The 20426-nt window shown below is 69.7% G+C and carries 19 protein-coding genes; 5 read left to right on the plus strand and 14 right to left on the minus strand.

What is annotated here, in order from left to right:
• Positions 1-2: 2 nt before the first annotated feature.
• From B8W67_RS03260 to B8W67_RS03285, 6 genes are read right to left on the minus strand one after another with little or no spacing between them, the layout of a single operon-like run.
• Positions 3-1532 carry an AMP-binding protein gene (locus B8W67_RS03260; protein ID WP_069392626.1) on the minus strand — a complete coding sequence of 510 codons (1530 nt, stop codon included), beginning with the start codon at positions 1530-1532 and terminating at the stop codon, positions 3-5.
• Between the two features lie 59 nt (positions 1533-1591).
• Positions 1592-2845: an acyl-CoA dehydrogenase family protein gene (locus B8W67_RS03265; protein WP_069392627.1), complete on the minus strand. Its 1254-nt coding sequence runs from the start codon at positions 2843-2845 to the stop codon at positions 1592-1594.
• Positions 2846-2874: 29 nt separating this feature from the next.
• Positions 2875-3744: an SDR family oxidoreductase gene (locus B8W67_RS03270; protein ID WP_069392628.1), complete on the minus strand. Its 870-nt coding sequence runs from the start codon at positions 3742-3744 to the stop codon at positions 2875-2877.
• A 47-nt stretch (positions 3745-3791) separates the two neighbouring features.
• On the minus strand, positions 3792-4661 hold the full coding sequence (locus tag B8W67_RS03275) for a MaoC/PaaZ C-terminal domain-containing protein (protein WP_069392657.1): 870 nt from the start codon (positions 4659-4661) through the stop codon (positions 3792-3794).
• 13 nt (positions 4662-4674) lie between these two features.
• Complete coding sequence (locus B8W67_RS03280) at positions 4675-5118, minus strand: type II toxin-antitoxin system Rv0910 family toxin (protein ID WP_069392629.1); 444 nt, start codon at positions 5116-5118, stop codon at positions 4675-4677.
• Positions 5119-5165: 47 nt separating this feature from the next.
• Positions 5166-6371, minus strand: a complete 1206-nt coding sequence (locus B8W67_RS03285) for a lipid-transfer protein (protein WP_069392630.1) — start codon at positions 6369-6371, stop codon at positions 5166-5168.
• Between the two features lie 304 nt (positions 6372-6675).
• Here B8W67_RS03285 and B8W67_RS03290 point away from each other — a divergent pair, with 304 nt between their 5' ends.
• Entirely contained in the window at positions 6676-8214 is a 1539-nt protein-coding gene (locus tag B8W67_RS03290) for a flavin-containing monooxygenase (RefSeq protein ID WP_069392631.1), read from the plus strand.
• Here the strand turns inward: B8W67_RS03290 and B8W67_RS03295 are convergent.
• From B8W67_RS03295 to B8W67_RS03310, 4 genes are all read right to left on the minus strand, one after another.
• Positions 8193-8849, minus strand: coding sequence for a TetR/AcrR family transcriptional regulator (locus B8W67_RS03295; RefSeq protein WP_069392632.1), 657 nt, complete (start codon positions 8847-8849; stop codon positions 8193-8195). The two genes, B8W67_RS03290 and B8W67_RS03295, sit on opposite strands and share 22 nt — an antisense overlap.
• Positions 8850-8953: 104 nt before the next feature.
• Positions 8954-9856 (minus strand): tRNA pseudouridine(55) synthase TruB, encoded by a 903-nt coding sequence (gene truB, locus B8W67_RS03300; protein ID WP_069392633.1) that lies wholly within the window; start codon positions 9854-9856, stop codon positions 8954-8956.
• Positions 9853-10530 (minus strand): 4'-phosphopantetheinyl transferase PptT, encoded by a 678-nt coding sequence (gene pptT / locus B8W67_RS03305; protein WP_069392634.1) that lies wholly within the window; start codon positions 10528-10530, stop codon positions 9853-9855. The genes truB and pptT overlap by 4 nt, the downstream gene beginning before the upstream one ends.
• Entirely contained in the window at positions 10527-11486 is a 960-nt protein-coding gene (locus tag B8W67_RS03310; RefSeq protein ID WP_069392658.1) for an ACP phosphodiesterase PptH, read from the minus strand. The genes pptT and B8W67_RS03310 overlap by 4 nt, the downstream gene beginning before the upstream one ends.
• 168 nt (positions 11487-11654) lie before the next feature.
• Here B8W67_RS03310 and B8W67_RS03315 point away from each other — a divergent pair, with 168 nt between their 5' ends.
• The 4 genes from B8W67_RS03315 (at position 11655) to B8W67_RS03330 (ending at position 15234) form a co-directional block, all read left to right on the plus strand.
• Positions 11655-12230 (plus strand): DUF3558 domain-containing protein, encoded by a 576-nt coding sequence (locus B8W67_RS03315; RefSeq protein WP_069392635.1) that lies wholly within the window; start codon positions 11655-11657, stop codon positions 12228-12230.
• A gap of 13 nt (positions 12231-12243) precedes the next feature.
• Positions 12244-13881 (plus strand): CocE/NonD family hydrolase, encoded by a 1638-nt coding sequence (locus tag B8W67_RS03320; protein ID WP_069392636.1) that lies wholly within the window; start codon positions 12244-12246, stop codon positions 13879-13881.
• Between the two features lie 28 nt (positions 13882-13909).
• On the plus strand, positions 13910-14671 hold the full coding sequence (locus B8W67_RS03325) for an enoyl-CoA hydratase (protein ID WP_085302253.1): 762 nt from the start codon (positions 13910-13912) through the stop codon (positions 14669-14671).
• 212 nt (positions 14672-14883) lie between these two features.
• Positions 14884-15234 carry a hypothetical protein gene (locus B8W67_RS03330; RefSeq protein ID WP_131814684.1) on the plus strand — a complete coding sequence of 117 codons (351 nt, stop codon included), beginning with the start codon at positions 14884-14886 and terminating at the stop codon, positions 15232-15234.
• A gap of 9 nt (positions 15235-15243) precedes the next feature.
• Here B8W67_RS03330 and B8W67_RS03335 read toward each other — a convergent pair whose 3' ends face one another.
• From B8W67_RS03335 to infB, 4 genes are all read right to left on the minus strand, one after another.
• Complete coding sequence (locus B8W67_RS03335) at positions 15244-16569, minus strand: MATE family efflux transporter (RefSeq protein WP_085302255.1); 1326 nt, start codon at positions 16567-16569, stop codon at positions 15244-15246.
• Between the two features lie 13 nt (positions 16570-16582).
• Positions 16583-17560: a DHH family phosphoesterase gene (locus B8W67_RS03340; RefSeq protein ID WP_234806647.1), complete on the minus strand. Its 978-nt coding sequence runs from the start codon at positions 17558-17560 to the stop codon at positions 16583-16585.
• A complete protein-coding gene (gene rbfA / locus B8W67_RS03345) occupies positions 17557-18084 on the minus strand; it encodes a 30S ribosome-binding factor RbfA (protein WP_085302259.1) in 528 nt (175 codons plus the stop codon). Before rbfA ends, B8W67_RS03340 begins: the two co-directional genes overlap by 4 nt.
• Positions 18085-18086: 2 nt before the next feature.
• The coding region (infB, locus tag B8W67_RS03350) for a translation initiation factor IF-2 (RefSeq protein ID WP_085302272.1) at positions 18087-20426 on the minus strand (2340 nt) is incomplete at its 5' end.

Raw genomic sequence — 20426 nt, forward strand, 5'->3', positions numbered from 1 at the left:
CGTCACGGCCCCGCGAGCTGGTTTTTCAACAGTTTTCCGGTGGCGTTGCGCGGCAGTTCCTCGATGAACACCACATCGCGGGGCACCTTGTGGCGGGCGAGCCTGCCGCGTACGAACGCGCGGACGTCGTCGGCGTCCAGCGTCGCCCGGGCCCGGGTCACGACGAACGCACAGAGACGCTGACCGAAGTCGACGTCATCGACGCCGATCACCGCGGCTTCCAGCACCTCGGGGTGATCGTCGAGCAGGTTCTCCACCTCCAAGGGGAAGACGTTCTCCCCACCGGAGACGATCATCTCGTCGTCGCGCCCGTCGACGAACCAGAGTCCGTCCTCGGTGAAATGCCCGGTGTCCCCGGTCGACAGCAACCCGTCGACGATCTCCTTGTGGCTGCCGTCGGTGTAGCCGGCAAACGACAGCCCGCTGGAGACAAACAGCGTTCCCGACCGGTGCGGTGCGGTGATGCGACGGCGTTCACGGTCGTAGACGGCCAGCCGGCAGCCGACCGGCGGCCGGCCGACCGTGCCCGGCGCGGCCCGCAGGTCGGCGGGGGTGGCGAGTGCGGCGGCGGCCACCTCGGTGGAGCCGTACAGGTTGTAGAGCACCTCGCCGAACGCCGCGGCGGTGCGCCGGCACAGCTCCGGGGAGAGCGCCGACCCGGCGGCGAACACCACCCGCAGCGACGAGGTGTCGTAGCGGGCCAATGTCTGTGGGCCGAGGTCGAGGATCCGTTGGAGCATGGTGGGAACGACGACCAGGGCCTGCACCCGGTAGCGGTCGATGGCCGCCAGCGTGGACTCGGGGTCGAATCGCCGCGCCAGCACCACCCGGTTGCCCAACGACAGGCCCAACGCGCAGGTCGCCAATCCGGTGGCGTGGAACAGCGGTGCCGCGACGTAATAGCTGGCCCCGGACGGCCAGGGCACCCGGTCCAACAGTTGCGCGCTCTGCAGCGGATTGATCTTCTCGCGGGGCGCACCTTTCGGGGTTCCGGTGGTTCCGCTGGTCAACAGCACCATTCCGCCCGGGTGCGCAGGTGGGGGCAGCGTATCGGCGGGCTGGTCGCGGCTGAGCGCGGCGACGTCGAGTCGCCGTGTCGTTGCCGGCAGCTCGGTGAACAGCTCATCGAACTCGTGGTCGGCCACCACGGCGGCGACCTGTTCGCGTGCGCTGACGTCGATGAGCTGCGGGCCGGCGAAACCGGTGTTCATCAGCACCGCACGCGCCCCGATTTTGCTCGCCGCCGACAGGGTGAGCAGCACATCCCGGTGGTTGCGGTGCAGCACCGCGATCACCGAGCCGGGGCCGATCCCCTCGGCGAGCAACCCCCAGGCCAACGCGTTGCTGGCGGCCTCGAGCTCGGTGAAGTTCACCGCCCCGTCGTCGTCGACGAGGGCCGGCGCAGTGCCGTGACGGACTGCGGCGTAGCGGATCATCCCACCGAGGGCCCCGTAGCGGCGCACCGCCCGTGCCGCCCGCACCGCCCGGTCCGGCCGCAGCGGCTCGATCATGCCGCGCCGGATCAACACCATGGCTGCGGCCACTCGATCGGTCAGCAACTGCCCGGTCCCCTTCCCCGCACGCACCGCGATCAGGCCAGCAGACCCTTGGCGATGTGGGTGATCTGCACCTCGTTGCTGCCGGCGTAGATCATCAGCGACTTGGCATCGCGGGCGAGTTGCTCCACCCGGTATTCGGCCATGTAGCCGTTGCCGCCGAACAGTTGGACGGCCTCCATGGCGACCTCGGTGGCGGCCTCCGAGGAGTACAGCTTCATCGCCGACGCCTCGGCCAGCGACGGTGTCTTACCGGCCTTCCCCTTCTCCAAAGTCTGGAACACCATGTTCTGCACGTTGATCCGGGCGACTTCCATCTTCGCCAGCTTGGCCTGAATGAGTTGGAACTGGCCGATGTTCTGCCCCCACAGCGTGCGGTTCTTCGCGTAATCCACGCACAGCCGATGACATTCGTTGATGATGCCCAGCGACATCAACGCGACCCCGGCCCGTTCGGCGACGAAGTTCGCCCGCGCGCTCTCCCGCCCGTCCCCGCCGGTGTGCTTCTCGGTCTCGCCGAGCAGGCGATCGGGTGTCAACCGGACGTCGTCGAAGAACAGCTCTCCGGTCGGCGAGGACATCATGCCCATCTTCTTGAACGCCTTGCCCTGGGTGAGCCCGGGCATGCCGGCTTCCAGGACGAAGGTGAGCACCGGACGGTGGCGCTTGTCGACGGCCGGGTCGCCTTCGTCGAGTTTGGCGTAGACGATCAGCACATCGGCGTCGGGTCCGTTGGTGATGAACGTCTTCTGGCCGTTGAGGATGTAGTCGGCACCGTCGCGGCGGACATAGGTTTTCATGCCGCCGAAGGCATCCGAGCCGGCGTCGGGTTCGGTGATGGCCCAGCAGGCGATCTTGTCCAGCGTCATCAGCTCGGGCAGCCAGCGTTTCTTCTGCGCCAGCGTTCCACGACTCATGATCGTGGCCGCACCCAACCCGAGGCTCACCCCGACGGTGGACAGCAGACCGATGCTGACCCCGGACAACTCGGCGACCAGCACCGCGGCCATCGACAGTTGGCCGGCCATGTCGCCGAGCCCACCGGAGTCGGCTTCCCCCTTCTCGGTGGTCGCCGTGCCGTCGGCCTTGGCGCGCTGGCGCTCCAGCATGTTCTTGACCGCTTCGCCGGCCATCACGTCCAGCGCGAACTCGCTGAACAGTTTGCGCGCGATCGGGTACGGCGACAGCTCACCGCTTTCCAGGGCGTCCTGGTGTGGACGGATCTCCTTGTCGATGAACGCACGCATGGTGTCGCGCATGATGATGTCGGTGTCGGACCACTCGAACATTGCGGTTCTCCTGTTGTCGTCTCGGGCCGCTACTGGGGCAACCGGGCGGCGATGTCGTCGATCTGCCAGAGCCCGTCGGTTTCGATGGTCTCGGTGTCGTGCCAGCCGGCGAGCCGCGAGATCGCCCCGCCCTGCACCGCGAAAACCCCGCCGGTGACCGGACATTTCTCGGTGGCCAGGTACGCCACCAGCGGCGAGATGTTTGCCGGACTGAACAGGTCCAGCTCCCCCTCGTCGGGTTCGGCCATCAGCGCCCCCATTCCGGGGGTGGCCAGGGTGAGCCGGGTGCGCGCGATCGGGGCGATCGCGTTGGCGCGCACCCCGTAGCGTTCCAACTCCTCGGCGGCGACCAGGGTCAGCGCCGCGATACCGGCCTTGGCGGCCCCGTAGTTGGCTTGGCCGGCGTTGGGCAGGGTGACCCCCGACGCCGAGGCGGTGTTGACGATCGCGGCGTTGGGCTGATCGCCCGCCTTCGACTGGGTCTTCCAGTACTCGGCAGCGTGGCGCATCGTGGCGAAGTGCCCTTTGAGGTGCACGTCGAGCACGGCATCCCACTGGGATTCCTCCATGCCGGCGATGAACGCGTCCCGCAGGATTCCGGCGTTGTTGACCAGGACGTCGAGACGGCCGAACTCGTCGACGGCCTGGGTGATGAGGTTCTTCGCCGCCGCCCAGTCGGCGACGCTGTCGGTGTTGGCCACCGCACGCCCGCCGGCCGCCACGATCTCGTCGACCACCTGTTGGGCTGCGCTGGTGTCGGCGTCCTCCCCGGCGTTGCTGCCGCCGAGGTCGTTGACGACGACGGCCGCGCCCTCGCGGGCGAACAGCAGCGCGTGTTCGCGTCCGATCCCGCGGCCCGCGCCGGTGATGATGGCGACCCGCCCTTCCAAAGCTCCCATGTGTCGTCTCCTTCTGCGTGGTTTCGGGTATGCGCTATCGGGTGCGGCTAGTCGGCCAGCACGGCCAGCCCGTCGGTGATCGCGAACTCGTCGGTGCCCACCCGGGCGGTCTCGAACGCGTAGCTGGTCACGGCGTCACCCAATCCGGTCTTCCAGATCCGGGTCTCCAGGTCGTCGCCGGGCAGCACCATCTTGGAGAACCGCACCGCGAGTCGTTTGAGCCGGTTCACATCAGAGTCACCGAACTCGGTGAGCACCGCCCACGAGGTGAACGCCATGGTGCACAGGCCGTGGGCGATGATGCCCGGCAGCCCGGCGTCGCGCGCCACCTCCTCGTCGAGGTGGATCGGCATCGGGTCACCGGCGGCCGGGCCGTACCGGTAGGTCTGGTCGTCGTCGACGTGCTGGACGACCGTGGCCGCCGGAGCCTGCTCGCGCAGCGCTGCGTCGAACTTGTGGACGGGCACCTGATCTCCGGCCGCCTCACCGGCGTTGACGCCGCGGAAGAAACCGATCAGGTACTGCTCGTTGACCAGTTCACCCTCGGCGTCCCGGGTTTCGAGATGGATCGAGACCCGGGCACCGGAATCCACCGAGTCGTAACCGATCACCCGGGCGCGCGAACTGAGACGGTCCCCGGGGCGGATGGGTCGGTGGAAGTGGAAATCCTGCTCGCCGTGGACGATCCGGCCGAAGATCTCGATCGGAACCACGTCGAGCACCGGTGTCATCAGCGCGTCGAAAGCGGGCACGATCGCGAACACCGGCGGCGCGATGTCCCCGGACCGGTGGGCGGCGATCGGGTCGTTGGTCGCCGCCGCATACTCGGCGATTCGCTCCCGGGTGACCTCGAAGGTTTCCGGGTCGGCCCAGACGTTCAGCCCCGAGTTGTCGAATTCGGTGATCTCGTCGGTCATCGGCTCGGGCACCTCAGACCGCCGCCGAGGCCAGGGCGTCGAGTTTCTCCAGCGACTTGTCCAGCTGCTTGGCGCCGTCCTTCTCGACCGCCTTGGCCAATGCACCCTTGACCAGCGCGCCTTCGAAGTCGCCCGCGACGGTGAACTCCGATCCCCCGCCGTCCGCCGGCTTGACGGTGAACTCGAAAAGCGCCTTGACTCCGGCCATCCCGGTGCCCGACAGCGACAACGACGTGGGCGCATCCATCTTCTCGATGACCCATTCGATCTTGTTGGCCATGCCGAGCATGACGATCTTCGCGGTGAGCGGGGTGCCCGGGGTCAGGGTCGCCGGCACGTCGGCCAGCCACTTCTCGTGCACGGTGAACCACTGGTCCCAGGTGGACAGGTCCGAGATGATCGCCCAGAGCGCGTCGGGGCTGGCCGAGAGTTTCTTGGTCGCTTCGATGTGTCCCATGGCGGTACTCCTTTTCGGTGGTGGGGTGATGGTGCGGGTGGTCGGGCTTAGCGCTCGGCGCGCTGATAGGCGGTGACCACAGCGGCACCGCCGAGGCCGATGTTGTGTTGCAGTGCGGCGGTGACCCCGTCGACCTGGCGTTTGTCGGCGGCGCCGCGCAGCTGCCAGGTCAGCTCGGAGCACTGCGCCAGGCCCGTCGCGCCCAGCGGGTGCCCTTTGGAGATCAGCCCGCCGGACGGGTTGACCACCCAGCGCCCGCCGTAGGTGGTGTCGTTGTCGTCGATCAGCTTGTGGGCCTCGCCCTCACCGCAGAGGCCGAGCGCCTCATAGAGCAGCAGTTCGTTGGCCGAGAAGCAGTCGTGCAGTTCGATGACCTGGAAGTCCTGCGGACCGAGCCCGGACTGGTCGTAGACCTGCCGGGCGGCTTGGACGTTCATGTCGTAGCCGATGATGGATTTGCAGGTGCCGTCGAAGGTGGAGGCGAAGTCGGTGGTCATCGCCTGTCCGACGATCTCCAAGGCTCGGTAGGCCAGGTCGTGTTCGGCGACGAAGTCCTCCGAGGCCAGGATCGCCGCCCCGGAACCGTCGGAGGTCGGTGAGCACTGCAGCTTGGTCAGCGGGTCGTAGATCATCCGCGCGTCCAGGATGTCCTCGAGGGAGTATTCATCCTGGAACTGGGCGTAGGGGTTGTTCACCGAGTGTCGGTGGTTCTTCAACCCGATCTTGGCGAAATGCTCAGCGGTGGAACCGTATTGTTTCATGTGCTCGCGGCCCGCCGCCCCGAACATCCACGGAGCCGGCGGGAAGAGCACCTCGGAGATCTCGGCCAGCGCGAGGATGTGTTTGTCCATCGGCTGGGCGCGGTCGTCGTAGGAGGCTTCCAGCGACCCCGGTTTCATCTTCTCGAAGCCCAGCGCCAGGGTGCAGTCGGCCAGTCCGCCGCGGATCGCCTGGGCGGCGAGGTAGAGCGCCGTCGACCCGGTGGAGCAGTTGTTGTTGACGTTGACCACCGGGATGCCGGTCATCCCGAGTTCATAGACCGCCCGCTGCCCCGAGGTGGACTCCCCGTAGACGTAGCCGACGTAGGCCTGCTGCACCCGATCGTAGTCGATCCCGGCGTCGGCGAGCGCCTTGGACCCGGATTCCCGGGCCATGTCCGGGTAGTCCCAGGCCGACCCGTCGTCGTTGAGTCGCCGTCCCGGCTTCTCGAACTTCGTCATCCCGACGCCGACCACGTACACCCTTTTTGCCATCACAGTCCCTTCAGCAAGTTGTCGGTCTGAAACATACACACCTGATTGTATCTTTGCAATCATCGTGTGCCGGCTCGGTCGCCGAATCGGGGCAGGCCGGGCGCCACGGGACACGTTCCTGTGCGTTTCGGTGGGTTTCTGTGCTTCTCGGTGTGTTTCGGCGGGTTTCGGCGGGTTTCGGCGCGGTCCCCACCCGGAATCCCCGCCATTGACAAATGGCGTCAGTTTCGATTGCCTGGGTCGTGACGCCGCGCCCCGCCGCAGATACCTTCCGGGACGCACGGCATTACGAAAGCGAAGGTCAATGCCAGTTGCTCCCCGATCCGACGCCGAGACGATCACCCAGACGATCGGCCACGCGATCGACCACGAGATCGTGGTGATCGGCGCCGGTTTCGCCGGTATCGGAGCCGCGATCAAGCTGACCCGGGCCGGTTTCGACGACTTCGTGATCCTCGAGGCCGGCGACGACGTGGGCGGGACCTGGCACTGGAACACCTACCCCGGTATCGCCGTCGACATCCCCTCGTTCTGCTACCAGTACTCTTTCGAGCAGCGCGCCGACTGGTCGCGCACCTACGCTCCGGGCGCGGAACTGAAGGCCTACGCCACCCACTGCGTGGACAAGTACGGTCTGGGCCCGCGGCTGCGGTTCGACACCACCGTCACCGCAGCGGAGTTCGACAACGATCGAAACGTCTGGCGGTTGTCGACCGCCGCGGGTGAGCGACTGTCGGCGCGCTTCGTCATCAACGCCTGCGGAATCTTGACCCAGCCGGTCATCCCGGATATCCCCGGCGCCAACGAGTTCGGCGGAACCACCATGCACACCGCCCGCTGGGATCACGATCAATCGCTACAGGGCAAGCGGGTGGGCATCATCGGCACCGGCGCCTCCGCGGTGCAGGTGATCCCGGCGATCGCCGCCGACGTCGAACACCTCACGGTGTTCCAGCGGACCCCGATATGGTGCCTACCCAAACCCGATGTGGCCGTACCGCGCCCGGTGCAATGGCTGCTCCACCGGGTTCCCGCCGCGCAGTGGGGGTCGTGGCTGGCCGCCCAGCTGTTCGTCGAGTTCACCTTTCCCATTCCGGCGCACTATCAGCGCGCGATCCCGCGGTTCCTGCCGGTCAGCCGTGCGCTGGCCAAACGCTATCTGCGCAGCCAGGTCCGCGACCCGCAGGTGCGCGACAAGCTCACCCCGCGCTACGGCCTAGGCTGCAAGCGGCCGAGTTTCCACAATGCGTATCTGTCGACATTCAACCGGCCGAACGTCTTCTTGGAGACCACCCCGATCAGCGCGATCAACACCGGCGGTGTTCGGGTGGACGACGGCACCCAGCATGACCTCGACGTGCTGATCTTCGCCACCGGATTCAAGGTGATGGATCCGGACAACATGCCCACCTACGCCCTGCGCGGTCTCGGCGGCGTCGAACTCGGCGCGTTCTGGGACGAGAACAGGCTGCAGGCCTATCAGGGGGTCAGCGTGCCGGGTTACCCCAACCACTTCTCGGTGATCGGCCCCTACGGCTACAACGGGTCGTCGTACTTCAACCTCATCGAGGCGCAGACCGATCACATCCTGCGGTGTCTGCGCCACGCCCGGGACCGCGGCGTCGGCTATGTCGAGGTGTCCGGTGAGGCCCACGACCGTTTCTTCGCCGAGATGATGCGCCGCAGGCGCAGCCAGATCTTCTGGCAGGACACCTGCGCCGCGGCCAACAGCTACTACTTCGACAAGCACGGCGATGTGCCGTTGCGGCCGGCCACCTCCCTGGAGGTGGCGTGGCGAAGCCGCAGTTTCCGGCTCGACGATTACCTGTTCCGGGCCGGCTGATCGGCTGACAGCGCCGGGAGCGTCTCGGCCATCGACGCGGTCAGGTCGACGCAGGCCCGCTCCCAGCGCCGCCGGGCCCGCTCGGTGTCGCCGTCGACGAACCCGGCGATCAGGATGCCGCGCAGGACGTCCATGGCGGTGTAGACGAGGTTGCGGATCTCTTTCTGCGCGGGATGGTCGGGCATCAGTTGCGCTATCGCGGCGATCAGCGTGCTGTTGACGATCGGCTCCATCCGAGCGATGTGCCCGGCGAGAACCCGGTCGGTGCGGGCGGCCACCCACAACTCCACGGTCGCGACGAACAACGGCCCCTGATGGGATTCCCACAGGAACTCCAACACCGTCGCGACCGGGTCCGGACTCGAGCGCACCCGCCCGACTTCACGGATGGCGCTGTGCACCCGCTGTTGTGCGAGGTGCTCGACCGCGGCGACGACGAGATCCTCCTTGGACCGGAAGTGGTGGATCTGGGCGCCGCGGGTGACCCCGGCGATCTCGGCGATCCGTGGGGTGGTGGTGCCGGCGTAACCGTAGGAGACCAGGCAGTCGATGGTGGCGTCGAGCAGTCGGGTCCGCATCGCCGCGCTGCGCTCGGCCTGGGTGCGCCGCACGGGTTGCTCCTCGACGGTCGCCATCGTCGGTCCTTCCGCGCGGGGCCTGGTCGCCTCACCCTAACCCACCGATAGATAGATGCAGTACTGAACGTATCTTTTTTCGGTGGTTATCCGCACATGCGGGCTCACAGCGTGGCGGGCCGGATCACCACCACCGACCGGGTACGTGCGCCGTCGTCGCGCAGCAGGGCGATCACCCGCCCGTCGGCGGTGGTGGCCGCGTGGACACCGTCGATGCCCGCCGCGGTCAGTGCCCGGCCGTGCCCGGCCGACTCGGCTTCGGCGTCGGAGAGCTCGCGGCGCGGAAAGGCCTGCAGGCAGGCCGCGTCCAGGGTGTAGCTCAACGTGGGCTGCTCGGCCAGCTGGTCGAGCGTGCGGGCCTCGGCGAGCCCGAACCGCCCGGATCGGGTGCGCCGCAGCGCCACCAGGTGAGCCCCCACCCCCAGCATCTCGCCCAGGTCGCGGGCCAGTGCGCGCACATAGGTGCCCGCCGAACACTCCACCTCCACATCCAGATCGATCGTGTCGGCGCCGCGACGCAGCGCCAGCAGGTCGAACCGCTCGATGCGCACCGGGCGGGCGGCCAGTTCGACCGCACGGCCCTCCCGGGCGAGCTGGTAGGCGCGTTTGCCGTCGACCTTGATGGCGCTGACCGCCGAGGGCACCTGCGCGATCTCGCCGCGCAGCGACGCCATCGCCACGGCGATCGCGGCCTCCCCCAGCCTCCCGGCCGGTGTCACGCAGAGCACCTCACCCTCGGCGTCTTCGGTGCTGGTGGTCTGACCCAACCGGATGGTGGCGCGGTAGCCCTTGGTGTCGCCGGTGAGCAGCCCGAGGATCTTGGTGGCGCGGTCCACACCGATCACCAGCACCCCGGTGGCCATCGGATCCAGGGTGCCGGCGTGGCCGACCTTGCGGGTGTGAAACAGCCGCCGACAGCGTCCGACCACGTCATGGCTGGTCATCCCGGCCGGTTTGTCCACGATCACCAGCCCGGGCGGGACCGGCGGCGACGACCGGCGGCTCACAGCACGATCGCCGTCAACACCAACTCCTGCGCCACCGCCCAGCGTCCCCGCAGCGCGGTCAGCGGCGGCCCGGCCAGCGCCGCCGGATCGATGAGGATCTCGGAGGTGAAGCTGCCGGCGCTGCCGGTCTGGTCGGTCTCGAAGGTGATGTGGGCGTCTTCGAACCCCAGCCAACGCTGCGTCAACGGGAACCAGGCCTTGTAGGTGGCTTCCTTGGCGCAGAACAGCACCCGGTCCCAATGCACCCCGGCGGGCAGCGCGGACAGCTCGTCGCGTTCGGCGGGCAGGCTGACCGCGTCGAGCACGCCGGCGGGCAGCACACCGTGCGGTTCGGCGTCGATCCCCACCGAGCGCACCGCGGCGGCGCGCCCCACGGCCGCGCCGCGGTAGCCGGCGGTGTGGGTGAGGCTGCCGACGATGCCGTCGGGCCAGTGCGGCTGGCCTTTGTCCCCCTTGAGGATCGGCACCGGCGGCACACCGAGCCGGCCCAGCGCGGTGCGGGCACAGGCACGCACCGTGATGAATTCGCGGCGCCGCTTCTCGACCGACCGGGCGATCAGCGGCTCCTCCTCGGGCAGCGCGGCCAGCTCCGGCGGGTCGTCGTAGCGTTCGGCGGCGGCCAGGGTGGCGTCGTCGAGTCCGGCGGGCAGCACCGCCGCCAGCAACGTCGTCATCGGGCCCGCCGTCGCTGCAGGCGGTCGCGGAACTGCTCGGAGGCGGCCTTCATCTCGGCGGTGATGACGAAGTGGCCACCGAAGTCGTTGAGGTAGCCCGGCGCGTACTGCGGGTCGGGCAGCACTTGGCGCAACCACCGGTAGGGTTTGCGCCGCCGCCACTCCCGCGGGTAGCCCACCGACACCTCCTCGAAGCGCACCTCGTCGTACCAGGTGGTGCGCGGGATGTGCAGGTGGCCGTAGACGCTGCAGACCGCGTTGTAGCGGGTGTGCCAGTCGGCGGTGACGGTGGTGCCGCACCACAGCGCGAACTCCGGGTAGAACAGCACATCGCAGGGGTCGCGGACCAGCGGGAAATGGTTCACCAGCACCGTCGGGGTCATCCAGTCGAGCTGTTCGAGGCGTTTGCGGGTGGCGGCCACCCGGTCGCGGCACCAGGCGTCGCGGGTCGCGTAGGGCTCGCACGACAGCAGGAACTCGTCGGTGGCGACCACGCCCGCCTCCCGCGCGATCGCCAGCCCCTCGGCCTTGGTCGTCGCCCCGGCCGGCAGGAAGGTGTAGTCGTACAGCAGGAACATCGGCACGATGGTGGCGGGGCCGCCCCGCTCGGTCCAGACCGGATAGGGATGCTCGGGGGTGAGGATGCCCATCTCGTCGCACATGTTGACCAGGTAGTCATACCGGGACCGGCCGAAGACCTGCATCGGGTCCTTGCCGGTGGTCCACAGCTCGTGGTTGCCGGGCACCCAGATCACCTTGGCGAACCGTTTGCGCAGCAGATCCAGTGACCAGCGGATGTCGTCGGTGCGTTCGGCGACATCGCCGGCGACGATCAGCCAGTCATCCGGCGACGACGGATACAGCGACTCGGTGACCGGTTTGTTGCCGACGTGGCCGGTGTGCAGGTCGGAGATCGCCCACAAGGTGGGCTGCACCTCTCCGCTGTGTTGCCGCATCGCCACAGTGCCCCAGCGTAACGGTGCGCCGTCGCTCGGCACCGCCGACGGTGAACCTGACCCGTCCGGCGCGGTCGACGGGGTTGGCGGCTTTACCGATGCGTGCCCGGGCCGACTTGTACACTCCCGGCAACGAGGCGTCGGGAAAAGTCGAGGACAAGGGGTGTCATGATCGCCAAGGTGCGTCTGGGTGCGGCGCTGGGTGCGCTGCTGCTGGCGGTGGTGATGGTCGTGCAGCACACCCCGTCGGCGGAGCTTGACAGCGCGGCGGTGCAGTTGCGCTCGACCGCCGCGCCGATGACCACCACCATCAAAAGCCCGATCGCCAAGCTGACCGATCCCAAGCCGTTCGAGCCGTGCGAGGACATTCCGTTCGACGTCATCGAGCGGTTGGGGTTGGCGTTCACCCCGCCGGAGCCGGAGACGCCGATGCGCTGCCACTATGACGCCGGCAACTATCAGATGGCGGTCGAGGCGATCATCTGGCGCACCTACAACCAGACCCTGCCCGCCGACGCGATCGAAACCACGATCAACGGTCACCGGGCCGCGGAGTACTGGGTGATGAAACCCACCGACTGGAACGACCGGTGGTGGGTGACCTGCATGGTGACGTTCCAAACCAGCTACGGGGTGATCCAGCAGACCGTGTTCTACTCGCCGATCTACGCCAACCCGCAGCCGGACTGCATGGCCACCAACCGTCAACGCGCCGAAGAGCTTTCCCCGTACTACAAGTTCTAGTAGAAAGTCTCAGGTGGCGTTAACTGCAACACGGCGCCTCAGCGACCGGGGTTTGGGCTGGCTGCTGAGGCTACCGAAACCGACCGGTGGCTACCTGGTGCGGCGGCTGACCGTACCGATGCGTGACGGTGTCGAGTTGGTCGCCGACCACTACGCCCCGCGCCAGGACCCGGTGGGCACCCTGCTGGTCCGCTGCCCCTACGGGCGGGGTTTCCCGTTCCAGCACATGTTCGCCCGCATCTACGCCGCGCGCGGCTACCATGTGCTGCTGCAGAGCGTGCGCGGCACCTTCGGGTCCGGGGGGCGGTTCACCCCGATGGCGCACGAGGTCGACGACGGTGCCGACACCGTCGCCTGGCTGCGCCGCCAACCATGGTTCACCGGGACATTCGCCACCGTCGGGTTGTCGTATCTGGGCTTCACCCAGTGGGCGCTGCTGACCGATCCGCCCCCGGAGTTGACCGCCGCGGTGATCGCGGTCGGGCCGCACGACTTCAGCCTCTCCTCGTGGGGCACCGGCGCGTTCACGCTCAACGATTTCCTGGGCTGGAGCGACCTGATGGCCCACCAGGAGAAACTGGGCCGGCTGCGGCTGCTGGGAGGCCGACGCCGGGTGCGACGCGCCACGGACCGGCTGCCGTTGGGGGCGGCCGGGCGGGCCATTCTCGGGCGCGGCGCCCCGTGGTACGAGTCGTGGCTGACCCACCCGGACCCCGACGACCCGTTCTGGGCACCGCTGCGGGTCAGTACCGCGTTGGAGCGGGTGCAGGTGCCGGTGTTGTTGTTCAGCGGCTGGCAGGATCTGTTCTTGCCGCAGACCCTCACGCAGTATCGACGGTTGCGCGAGCGCGGCGTCGACGTCGCGTTGACGATCGGTCCGTGGACCCACAGCCAGATCCTCACCACCGGGGCGCGCATCCTGTGTCAGGAGTCGCTGGCCTGGCTCGACACCCACCTCGCCGGACGTGGGGGCGCCGCCCGCCCGCATCGGGTGCGGGTGTTCGTCACCGGCGCCGGCTGGGTGGACACCGACGACTGGCGGCCCGCCCAGACCGAGCAGGTGCTCTATCTGCACACCGGACGGCTGAGCGAGGAACCCCCGCCGGACGGCAGGGCGCCGTTGTCGTTTCGGTTCGATCCGGCCAACCCGACCCCCACCGTCGGGGGGCGGTTGCTCTCCCCCGACGCCGGGTATCACGACGATCGCCGGCTGGCCGCCCGCGACGACGTGCTCTCCTGCACCGGTGCGGTACTCAACCGCGACCTGACGGTGACCGGCAGCCCGATGGTGGAACTCGTCCACACCAGCGACAACCCGCACGCCGACGTGTTCGTCCGGGTCTCCGAGGTCCACGCCGACGGCCGCTCGGTCAACGTCACCGACGGCTACCGCCGGTTGACTCCGGGCCGCGAGCCCGGCCCGCTGCGGCTGGAACTCGACCCGGTCGCGCACCGGTTCGCCGCGGGCTCACGCATCCGGTTGTTGATCGCCGGGGGATCCCATCCGCGGTTCGCCCGCAACCTGGGCACCGACGAGCCGCCGGTGTCGGGCACCGCGATGCGCCCCGCGGTGCACACCGTGCAACTGGGCACCTCCCAGCTGCGCCTTCCGGTGGGCCGACCCGGCGAAACCGGTGGTCGGCAACGCTGAGCCACCGACCACTGGATACGGTGAACCCATGAGCTCGCCTGACGACATCCTGCTGATCGACACCGCCGACCGGGTACGCACCGTGACCCTGAACCGGCCGGCGGCGCGCAACGCGCTCTCCGCCGCGCTTCGGGACCGTTTCTACGGCGCCCTCGCCGACGCGGAGACCGACGACGACGTCGACGTGATCATCCTCACCGGCGCCGACCCGGTGTTCTGCGCCGGGCTGGATCTCAAGGAACTGGGCGAGAGCGCCGCCCTGCCCGACATCTCGCCGCGCTGGCCGGAGTTGAGCAAACCGGTGATCGGCGCGATCAACGGCGCGGCGGTGACCGGCGGGCTGGAGCTGGCGCTGTACTGCGACATCCTCATCGCCTCCGAGCAGGCCCGGTTCGCCGACACCCATGCCCGGGTGGGGATCCTGCCGACGTGGGGGCTCAGTGTGCGCCTGCCCCAGAAGGTCGGGGTGGGACTGGCCCGCCGGATGAGCATGACCGGCGATTACCTGTCGGCCGCCGAGGCGCTGCGTGCCGGGCTGGTCACCGAGGTGGTGCCGCACGCGGAGTTGCTGCCGACGGCCCGCGCGATCGCCGCGTCGATCGTCGGCAACAACCAGGCGGCGGTGCGCGCGCTGCTGGCGTCCTATCACCGCATCGACGAGGCCCAGACCGGGGCGGGCCTGTGGATCGAGGCCGCCTCGGCGCGGCGCTGGCTCGCCGGGACCAGCGGCACCGACGTGGCCGCCAACCGGGACGCGGTGCTCGAGCGCGGGCGCCGACAGGTGCGTTGAGCGGGCCGGTGTGAGCAACCCGATGGTGCCGCCGTGCTGTGGCCGGCGGCCGGTTGGGTGCTGTTCCTGTGCACCTACCTCGCCGGCGCGGTGATGCTCAACGCCGGACTCCCCGGCTGAGTCCCCGGGACGCGATCTGAGCGACGCAATCTGACGCGATCTGAGTAGCGTCACTCAGGCGCCGCGCGCCCGGGGGCGGCACGCTACACATCATGACCGAACCTCGACAACGTTCCTCCGCCAGCGCGCAGTCCCCCGCCACGTGGGATGTCGTAGCGACATCGGTGCTGACGGTGACGCTCATCGCGGCGAGTTTGCTCAGCTCGCTCGGTGCCACCATGATCGAAGACTCCTGCACTACCTCCTGCAACGATGCCCTGATCGGCGCCGCGCACCTCACGTACTGGGGTGGTTTCGCCGCAGCGGTGCTCGTCGCGGTGGTGGGTGCCGGCTGGGCGGCCGCCAAGGACTGCGCCATGGTGGTCGGACCGATCTTCGGGTGGGCTGTTTTCGCCGCTGCCTGGACCTTCGGCGGATTCCTGGTCGAGGCCGCGGGCAGCTGAGCCCGGCCGTCACACCCAGCGCACCCCGGTCACCGCCCAGCGCCCCGACAGCCCACGCCAGCCGACACAGACCAGTCGCAGCACCATGAACAGGGTCAGCCCCGACCAGATCCCGGCCAGGCCCCAGTCGAACGCCAGCGACATCCAGACCGCGGGAAGGAACCCGCTCAGCGCGCTGACGACGGTGGCGGTGCGCATGAACGCCGCGTCACCGGCGCCCAACAGCACCCCGTCGAGACCGAACACCAGTCCGGCGACCGGAAGTTGCGCCACCAAAAACCACCACGGCACCACGATCGCGGCCAGCACCGCCGGGTCGTCGGTGAACAGCCTCGGCAGGATCGGCGCCCCCGCCGCGAGCAGCAGTGCCAACCCGCCGGCGGCCACCCCGGAGTACGCGGTGACCCGCACCGCCACCGTCTGCGCGTGGCGGCGATCGCCGGCGCCGAGCGCCGCGCCCACCAGCGCTTGCGCGGCGATCGCCAACGAGTCGAGCACCAACGCCAGAAACGTCCAGAGCTGCAGCACCACCTGGTGGGCGGCGAGGGCCGCCGCGCCGAACCGGGCGGCCACCGCCGCCGCGGAGACGAAGCACGCCTGAAACGCCAGGCTGCGCACCACCAGATCCCGACCGAGGATCAGCTGTGCACGCAGCGCCGCCGCGTCCGGACGCAGCGCGGCCCGCTCGGCGACCAGCGCGGCGAGGAACATCGCCGCGGCCAGCCACTGACCGACCAGGTTGGCCACCGCCGAGCCGGCCAGATCCAGCCGCGGCATCCCGAACAGCCCGTAGACCAGCACCGGGCAGGCCAGCGCCGACACCGAGAACCCGGCGGCGACGAACCGCAGCGGCCGCACGGTGTCCTGCACACCGCGCAGCCAGCCGTTGCCGGCCAGCGACACCAGGATCGCCGGCACCCCGAAGATCGCGATCCGCAGCCACACCAACGCGGCCGCGGCGATCTCGGGCCGGCCGGCCAGCGCCGACACCAACACCGGGGCGACCAGCTGCACCACCACGACCACACCCGCACCGATCAGCAGTGCCAGCCAGGTGGCCTGCACTCCTTCGGCGACCGCACCGGCCCGGTCGCCGGCGCCGAACCGGCGGGCGGCCCGTGCGGTGGTGCCGTAGGACAAGAAGGTGGCCTGTGAACCCACCACCGCCAGCACCAGTCCACCGAGGGCGAGACCGGCCAGTGACAGCGCCCCCAACCGTCCGACGATCGCGGTGTCGACCAGCAGGTACAGCGGCTCGGCGGCCAGCACCCCGAGTGCGGGCACGGCCAGCGCCGCGATCTCGCGGGCGGCCGGTGCGCGGGGGGCATCGGTCATGACCGCCGCCGGTTCAGTGCAGGGCCGCGCCGAGCGCCGCCACCACGGTGTCGGCCGGGCCGTGCGCGGTGTAGCCGGCCGCCAGGCGGTGGCCGCCGCCGCCGAACCCGGCCGCGACGGCCGCCAGGTCGACGGCCGACTTCGCGCGCAGCGACACCGCCCAGTGCTGCGGGCCGATCTCCTTGAACACCGCGGCCACCTCCGCCTCGGCGGTGGTGCGCACGATGTCGACGATGCTCTCGATCTCCTCGGCGCCCGCGGACGCGCACTCGGTGTGGTCGACGACGACGTAGACCAGGCCACGCCCGCCGGCGGCGTCAGGGTTGCAGCGAGCCGAGGCCAGCACCCGCGACAGCATCGGCAGCCACGCGAACGGATGGGTGTCCATCAGCACCCGGCTCACCGCGGCGTTGTCGACCCCGGTCTCCAGCAGCCGCGCGGCCAGCCGGTGGGCGCGCGCACTGGCCCAGCGAAACGACCCGGTGTCGGTGGCCAGACCGGCGTAGAGGCAGTGCGCCACGGCGGCGTCGATGGGCTGGCCCCACGCGTCGAGCAGGTCGGCGACGAGCATGGTCGTCGAGTCGGCGTCGGGGTCGACGAAGTTGGCGCTGCCGAACCTCTGGTTGGAGCGATGATGGTCGATGACCAGCACCTCGCACCCCGCCTCGACGAGGTCGCCGAGTGCGCCGAGCCGGTTGACGCTGGGGATGTCGACGGTGACCACCAGGTCGACGTCGCGGCGCACCGCGTCGGCCGGCACCAGCAGCCGCCCGCCGGGCAGCGACCGCAGCGACTGCGGCAGCTCCGCCGGGGCGGCGAAGCTCACCTGCACCGCCGTGCCGCACCGGTCGAGCACCGCCGCCAACCCCAACCCGGCACCGATGGTGTCGGCGTCGGGTTGCACGTGGCAGGCGACCGCAACGGTCTCGGCGGCGGCCACCAGTTCCGCGGCGCCGGCCGCGTCGACATCACGACGGGTCGCTGCGCTCACCCGCGACCGTCGAATCGGTCGCCGGCCGGCGGCGTGTCGCGATCACCGGGCTCGGCGCCGGGTTCGGCGTCGAACTCCGGATCGGCCTCGGCGCCGGGCGCGGGCCGATACGGGTCGGCGTCACCGGCGGGGGTCGCCCCCCGGCGCACCCGGGCCAGGTCCGCATCGGCGGCGCGGGCCGCGGCCAGCAGTTCCTCCATCCGGTGCGCCGATTCGGGCACGGTGTCACGGACGAACGCCAGCGTCGGGGTGAACCGCACCCCGGTCTGGGCGCCCACCGTTGTACGCAGCAGCCCCGTGGCGCTCTCCAGCGCGGCGGCCACCCCGACATAGTCGGGGTCGTCGTCGAGGGTGCGCCCGAGCACCGTGTAGTACACGGTGGCGTCGTGCAGGTCGGCGGTGACCTTGGCGTCGGTGATCGTCACCCCGACCAGCCGGGGATCCTTGATCTGCTGCTCGATCGTGGACGCCACGATCGTCGCGATCCGTTTGGCCAGCCGGCGTGCCCGGGCCGGGTCCGCCATCGCTAGACCCGTTCCTTCTCAACCAGCTCGTAGGTCTCGATGACGTCGCCCTCCTTGATGTCGGAGTAGGTCAGCGTCAGACCGCATTCGTAGCCGTCGCGCACCTCGGTGACGTCGTCCTTCTCCCGGCGCAGCGACGACACGGTGAGGTTGTCGGCGACCACGACGTGGTCGCGCAGCAACCGCGCCTTGGCGTTGCGCCGCATGATGCCGGAGGTGACCAGGCACCCCGCGATGTTGCCGACCTTCGACGACCGGAACAGTGCCCGGATCTCGGCGCGACCGAGTTCCTTCTCCTCGAAGATCGGTTTGAGCATGCCCTTGAGCGCGCTCTCGATCTCGTCGATCGCCTGGTAGATCACCGAGTAATAGCGGATGTCCACGCCTTCCCGGTTGGCCAGCTCGGTGGCCTTGCCTTCGGCGCGCACGTTGAACCCGATGATGATCGCGTCCGACGCCGACGCGAGGTTGACGTTGGTCTCGGTGATGCCACCGACGCCGCGGTCGATCACCCGCAGCGACACCTCGTCGTCGATCTCGATCCCGAGCAGCGCCTCCTCGAGCGCCTCGACGGTACCGGCGTTGTCGCCCTTGAGGATCAGGTTCAGCTGGCTGGTTTCCTTCAGCGCCGAATCCAGGTCCTCCAGCGAGATCCGCTTGCGGGAGCGGGCCGCCAGTGCGTTGCGTTTCCGCGCGTTGCGTTTGTCGGCGATCTGGCGGGCGATGCGGTCCTCGTCGACGACCAGCAGGTTGTCACCGGCGCCGGGCACCGAGGTGAACCCGAGCACCTGCACCGGCCGCGACGGTGAGGCCTCCTCGACGTCCTCGCCGTGCTCGTCGACCATGCGGCGCACCCGGCCGTAGGCGTCGCCGGCGACCACCGAGTCGCCGACCCGCAGGGTGCCGCGCTGCACCAGCACGGTGGCCACCGGACCGCGACCGCGGTCCAGGTGCGCCTCGATCGCCACCCCCTGGGCCTCCATGTCGGGGTTGGCCCGCAGATCCAACGCGGCGTCGGCGGTCAGCAGCACCGCCTCCTCCAGCGCCTCGATGTTGGTGCCCTGCTTCGCGGAGATGTCGACGAACATGGTGTCCCCGCCGAACTCCTCGGGCACCAAGCCGTATTCGGTGAGCTGGCCGCGGATCTTCTGAGGGTCAGCGCCCTCCTTGTCGATCTTGTTGACCGCCACCACGATCGGCACGTCCGCCGCCTGCGCGTGGTTGATCGCCTCCACCGTCTGCGGCATGACACCGTCGTCGGCGGCGACCACCAGGATCGCGATGTCGGTGGCTTTGGCACCGCGGGCGCGCATGGCGGTGAACGCCTCGTGACCGGGGGTGTCGATGAAGGTGATCAGCCGCTCGGAGCCCTCGAAGTCCACCGACACCTGGTAGGCGCCGATGTGCTGGGTGATACCGCCGGCCTCGGCCTCCCCGACGTTGGCTTTGCGGATGCTGTCGAGCAGTCGGGTCTTCCCGTGGTCGACGTGACCCATCACGGTCACCACCGGCGGGCGGACCTGCAGATCCTCCTCGGTGCCCTCGTCCTCGCCGTAGGACAGATCGAACGATTCGAGCAGCTCGCGGTCTTCGTCCTCCGGCGAGACGACCTGCACCTTGTAGTTCATCTCGCCGCCCAGCAGCTCGAGGATGTCGTCGCCGACCGACTGGGTGGCGGTCACCATCTCCCCGAGGTTGAACAGCGCCTGAACCAGCGCAGCCGGGTTGGCGTCGATCTTCTCGGCGAAGTCCGACAGCGACGCACCCCGCGCCAGCCGGATCGTCTCACCGTTGCCGTGCGGCAACCGCACGCCGCCCACGCTGGGGGCCTGCATCGAGTCGTATTCCTGGCGTTTCTGCCGCTTCGATTTACGACCGCGCCGCGGTGCGCCACCGGGACGACCGAAGGCACCCGCGGTGCCGCCGCGCTGCCCGGGCCGGCCCCGTCCGCGGAAACCACCGCCCGGCGGTGGACCGCCGCGGAAGCCGCCGCCGCCACCGCCGCCGGCACCGGGCGGACGACCGCCGCCACCGCCGGGGCCACGGCCGCCGGGGCCCGGACGGGGGCCGCCGGGACGCGGCGGGCGACCCGGGGGCATCGCACTGGGCCGCGGGGGCATGTTGCTCGGGGACGCGCCACCCGGGCGCGGGGCACCGGGGCGAGGCGCCTGCGGTCGCGGCATCGGCCGATCGACCGGCTGCGCCGAGGAGAACGGGTTGTTGCCGACCCGGGGGCGCCCGCCGGCGCGCGGGGCCGGGCGCGGGCCCGGCACCGGCTTGGGCGCGCCGGAGGCCGCCGGTGACGGCGGCGCGGCCGGCGGTGGCGGGGTGGCCGCCGGGGG

The organism is Mycolicibacillus koreensis, from assembly GCF_002104795.1.
GTDB classification, from domain to species: Bacteria; Actinomycetota; Actinomycetes; order Mycobacteriales; family Mycobacteriaceae; genus Mycobacterium; species Mycobacterium koreense.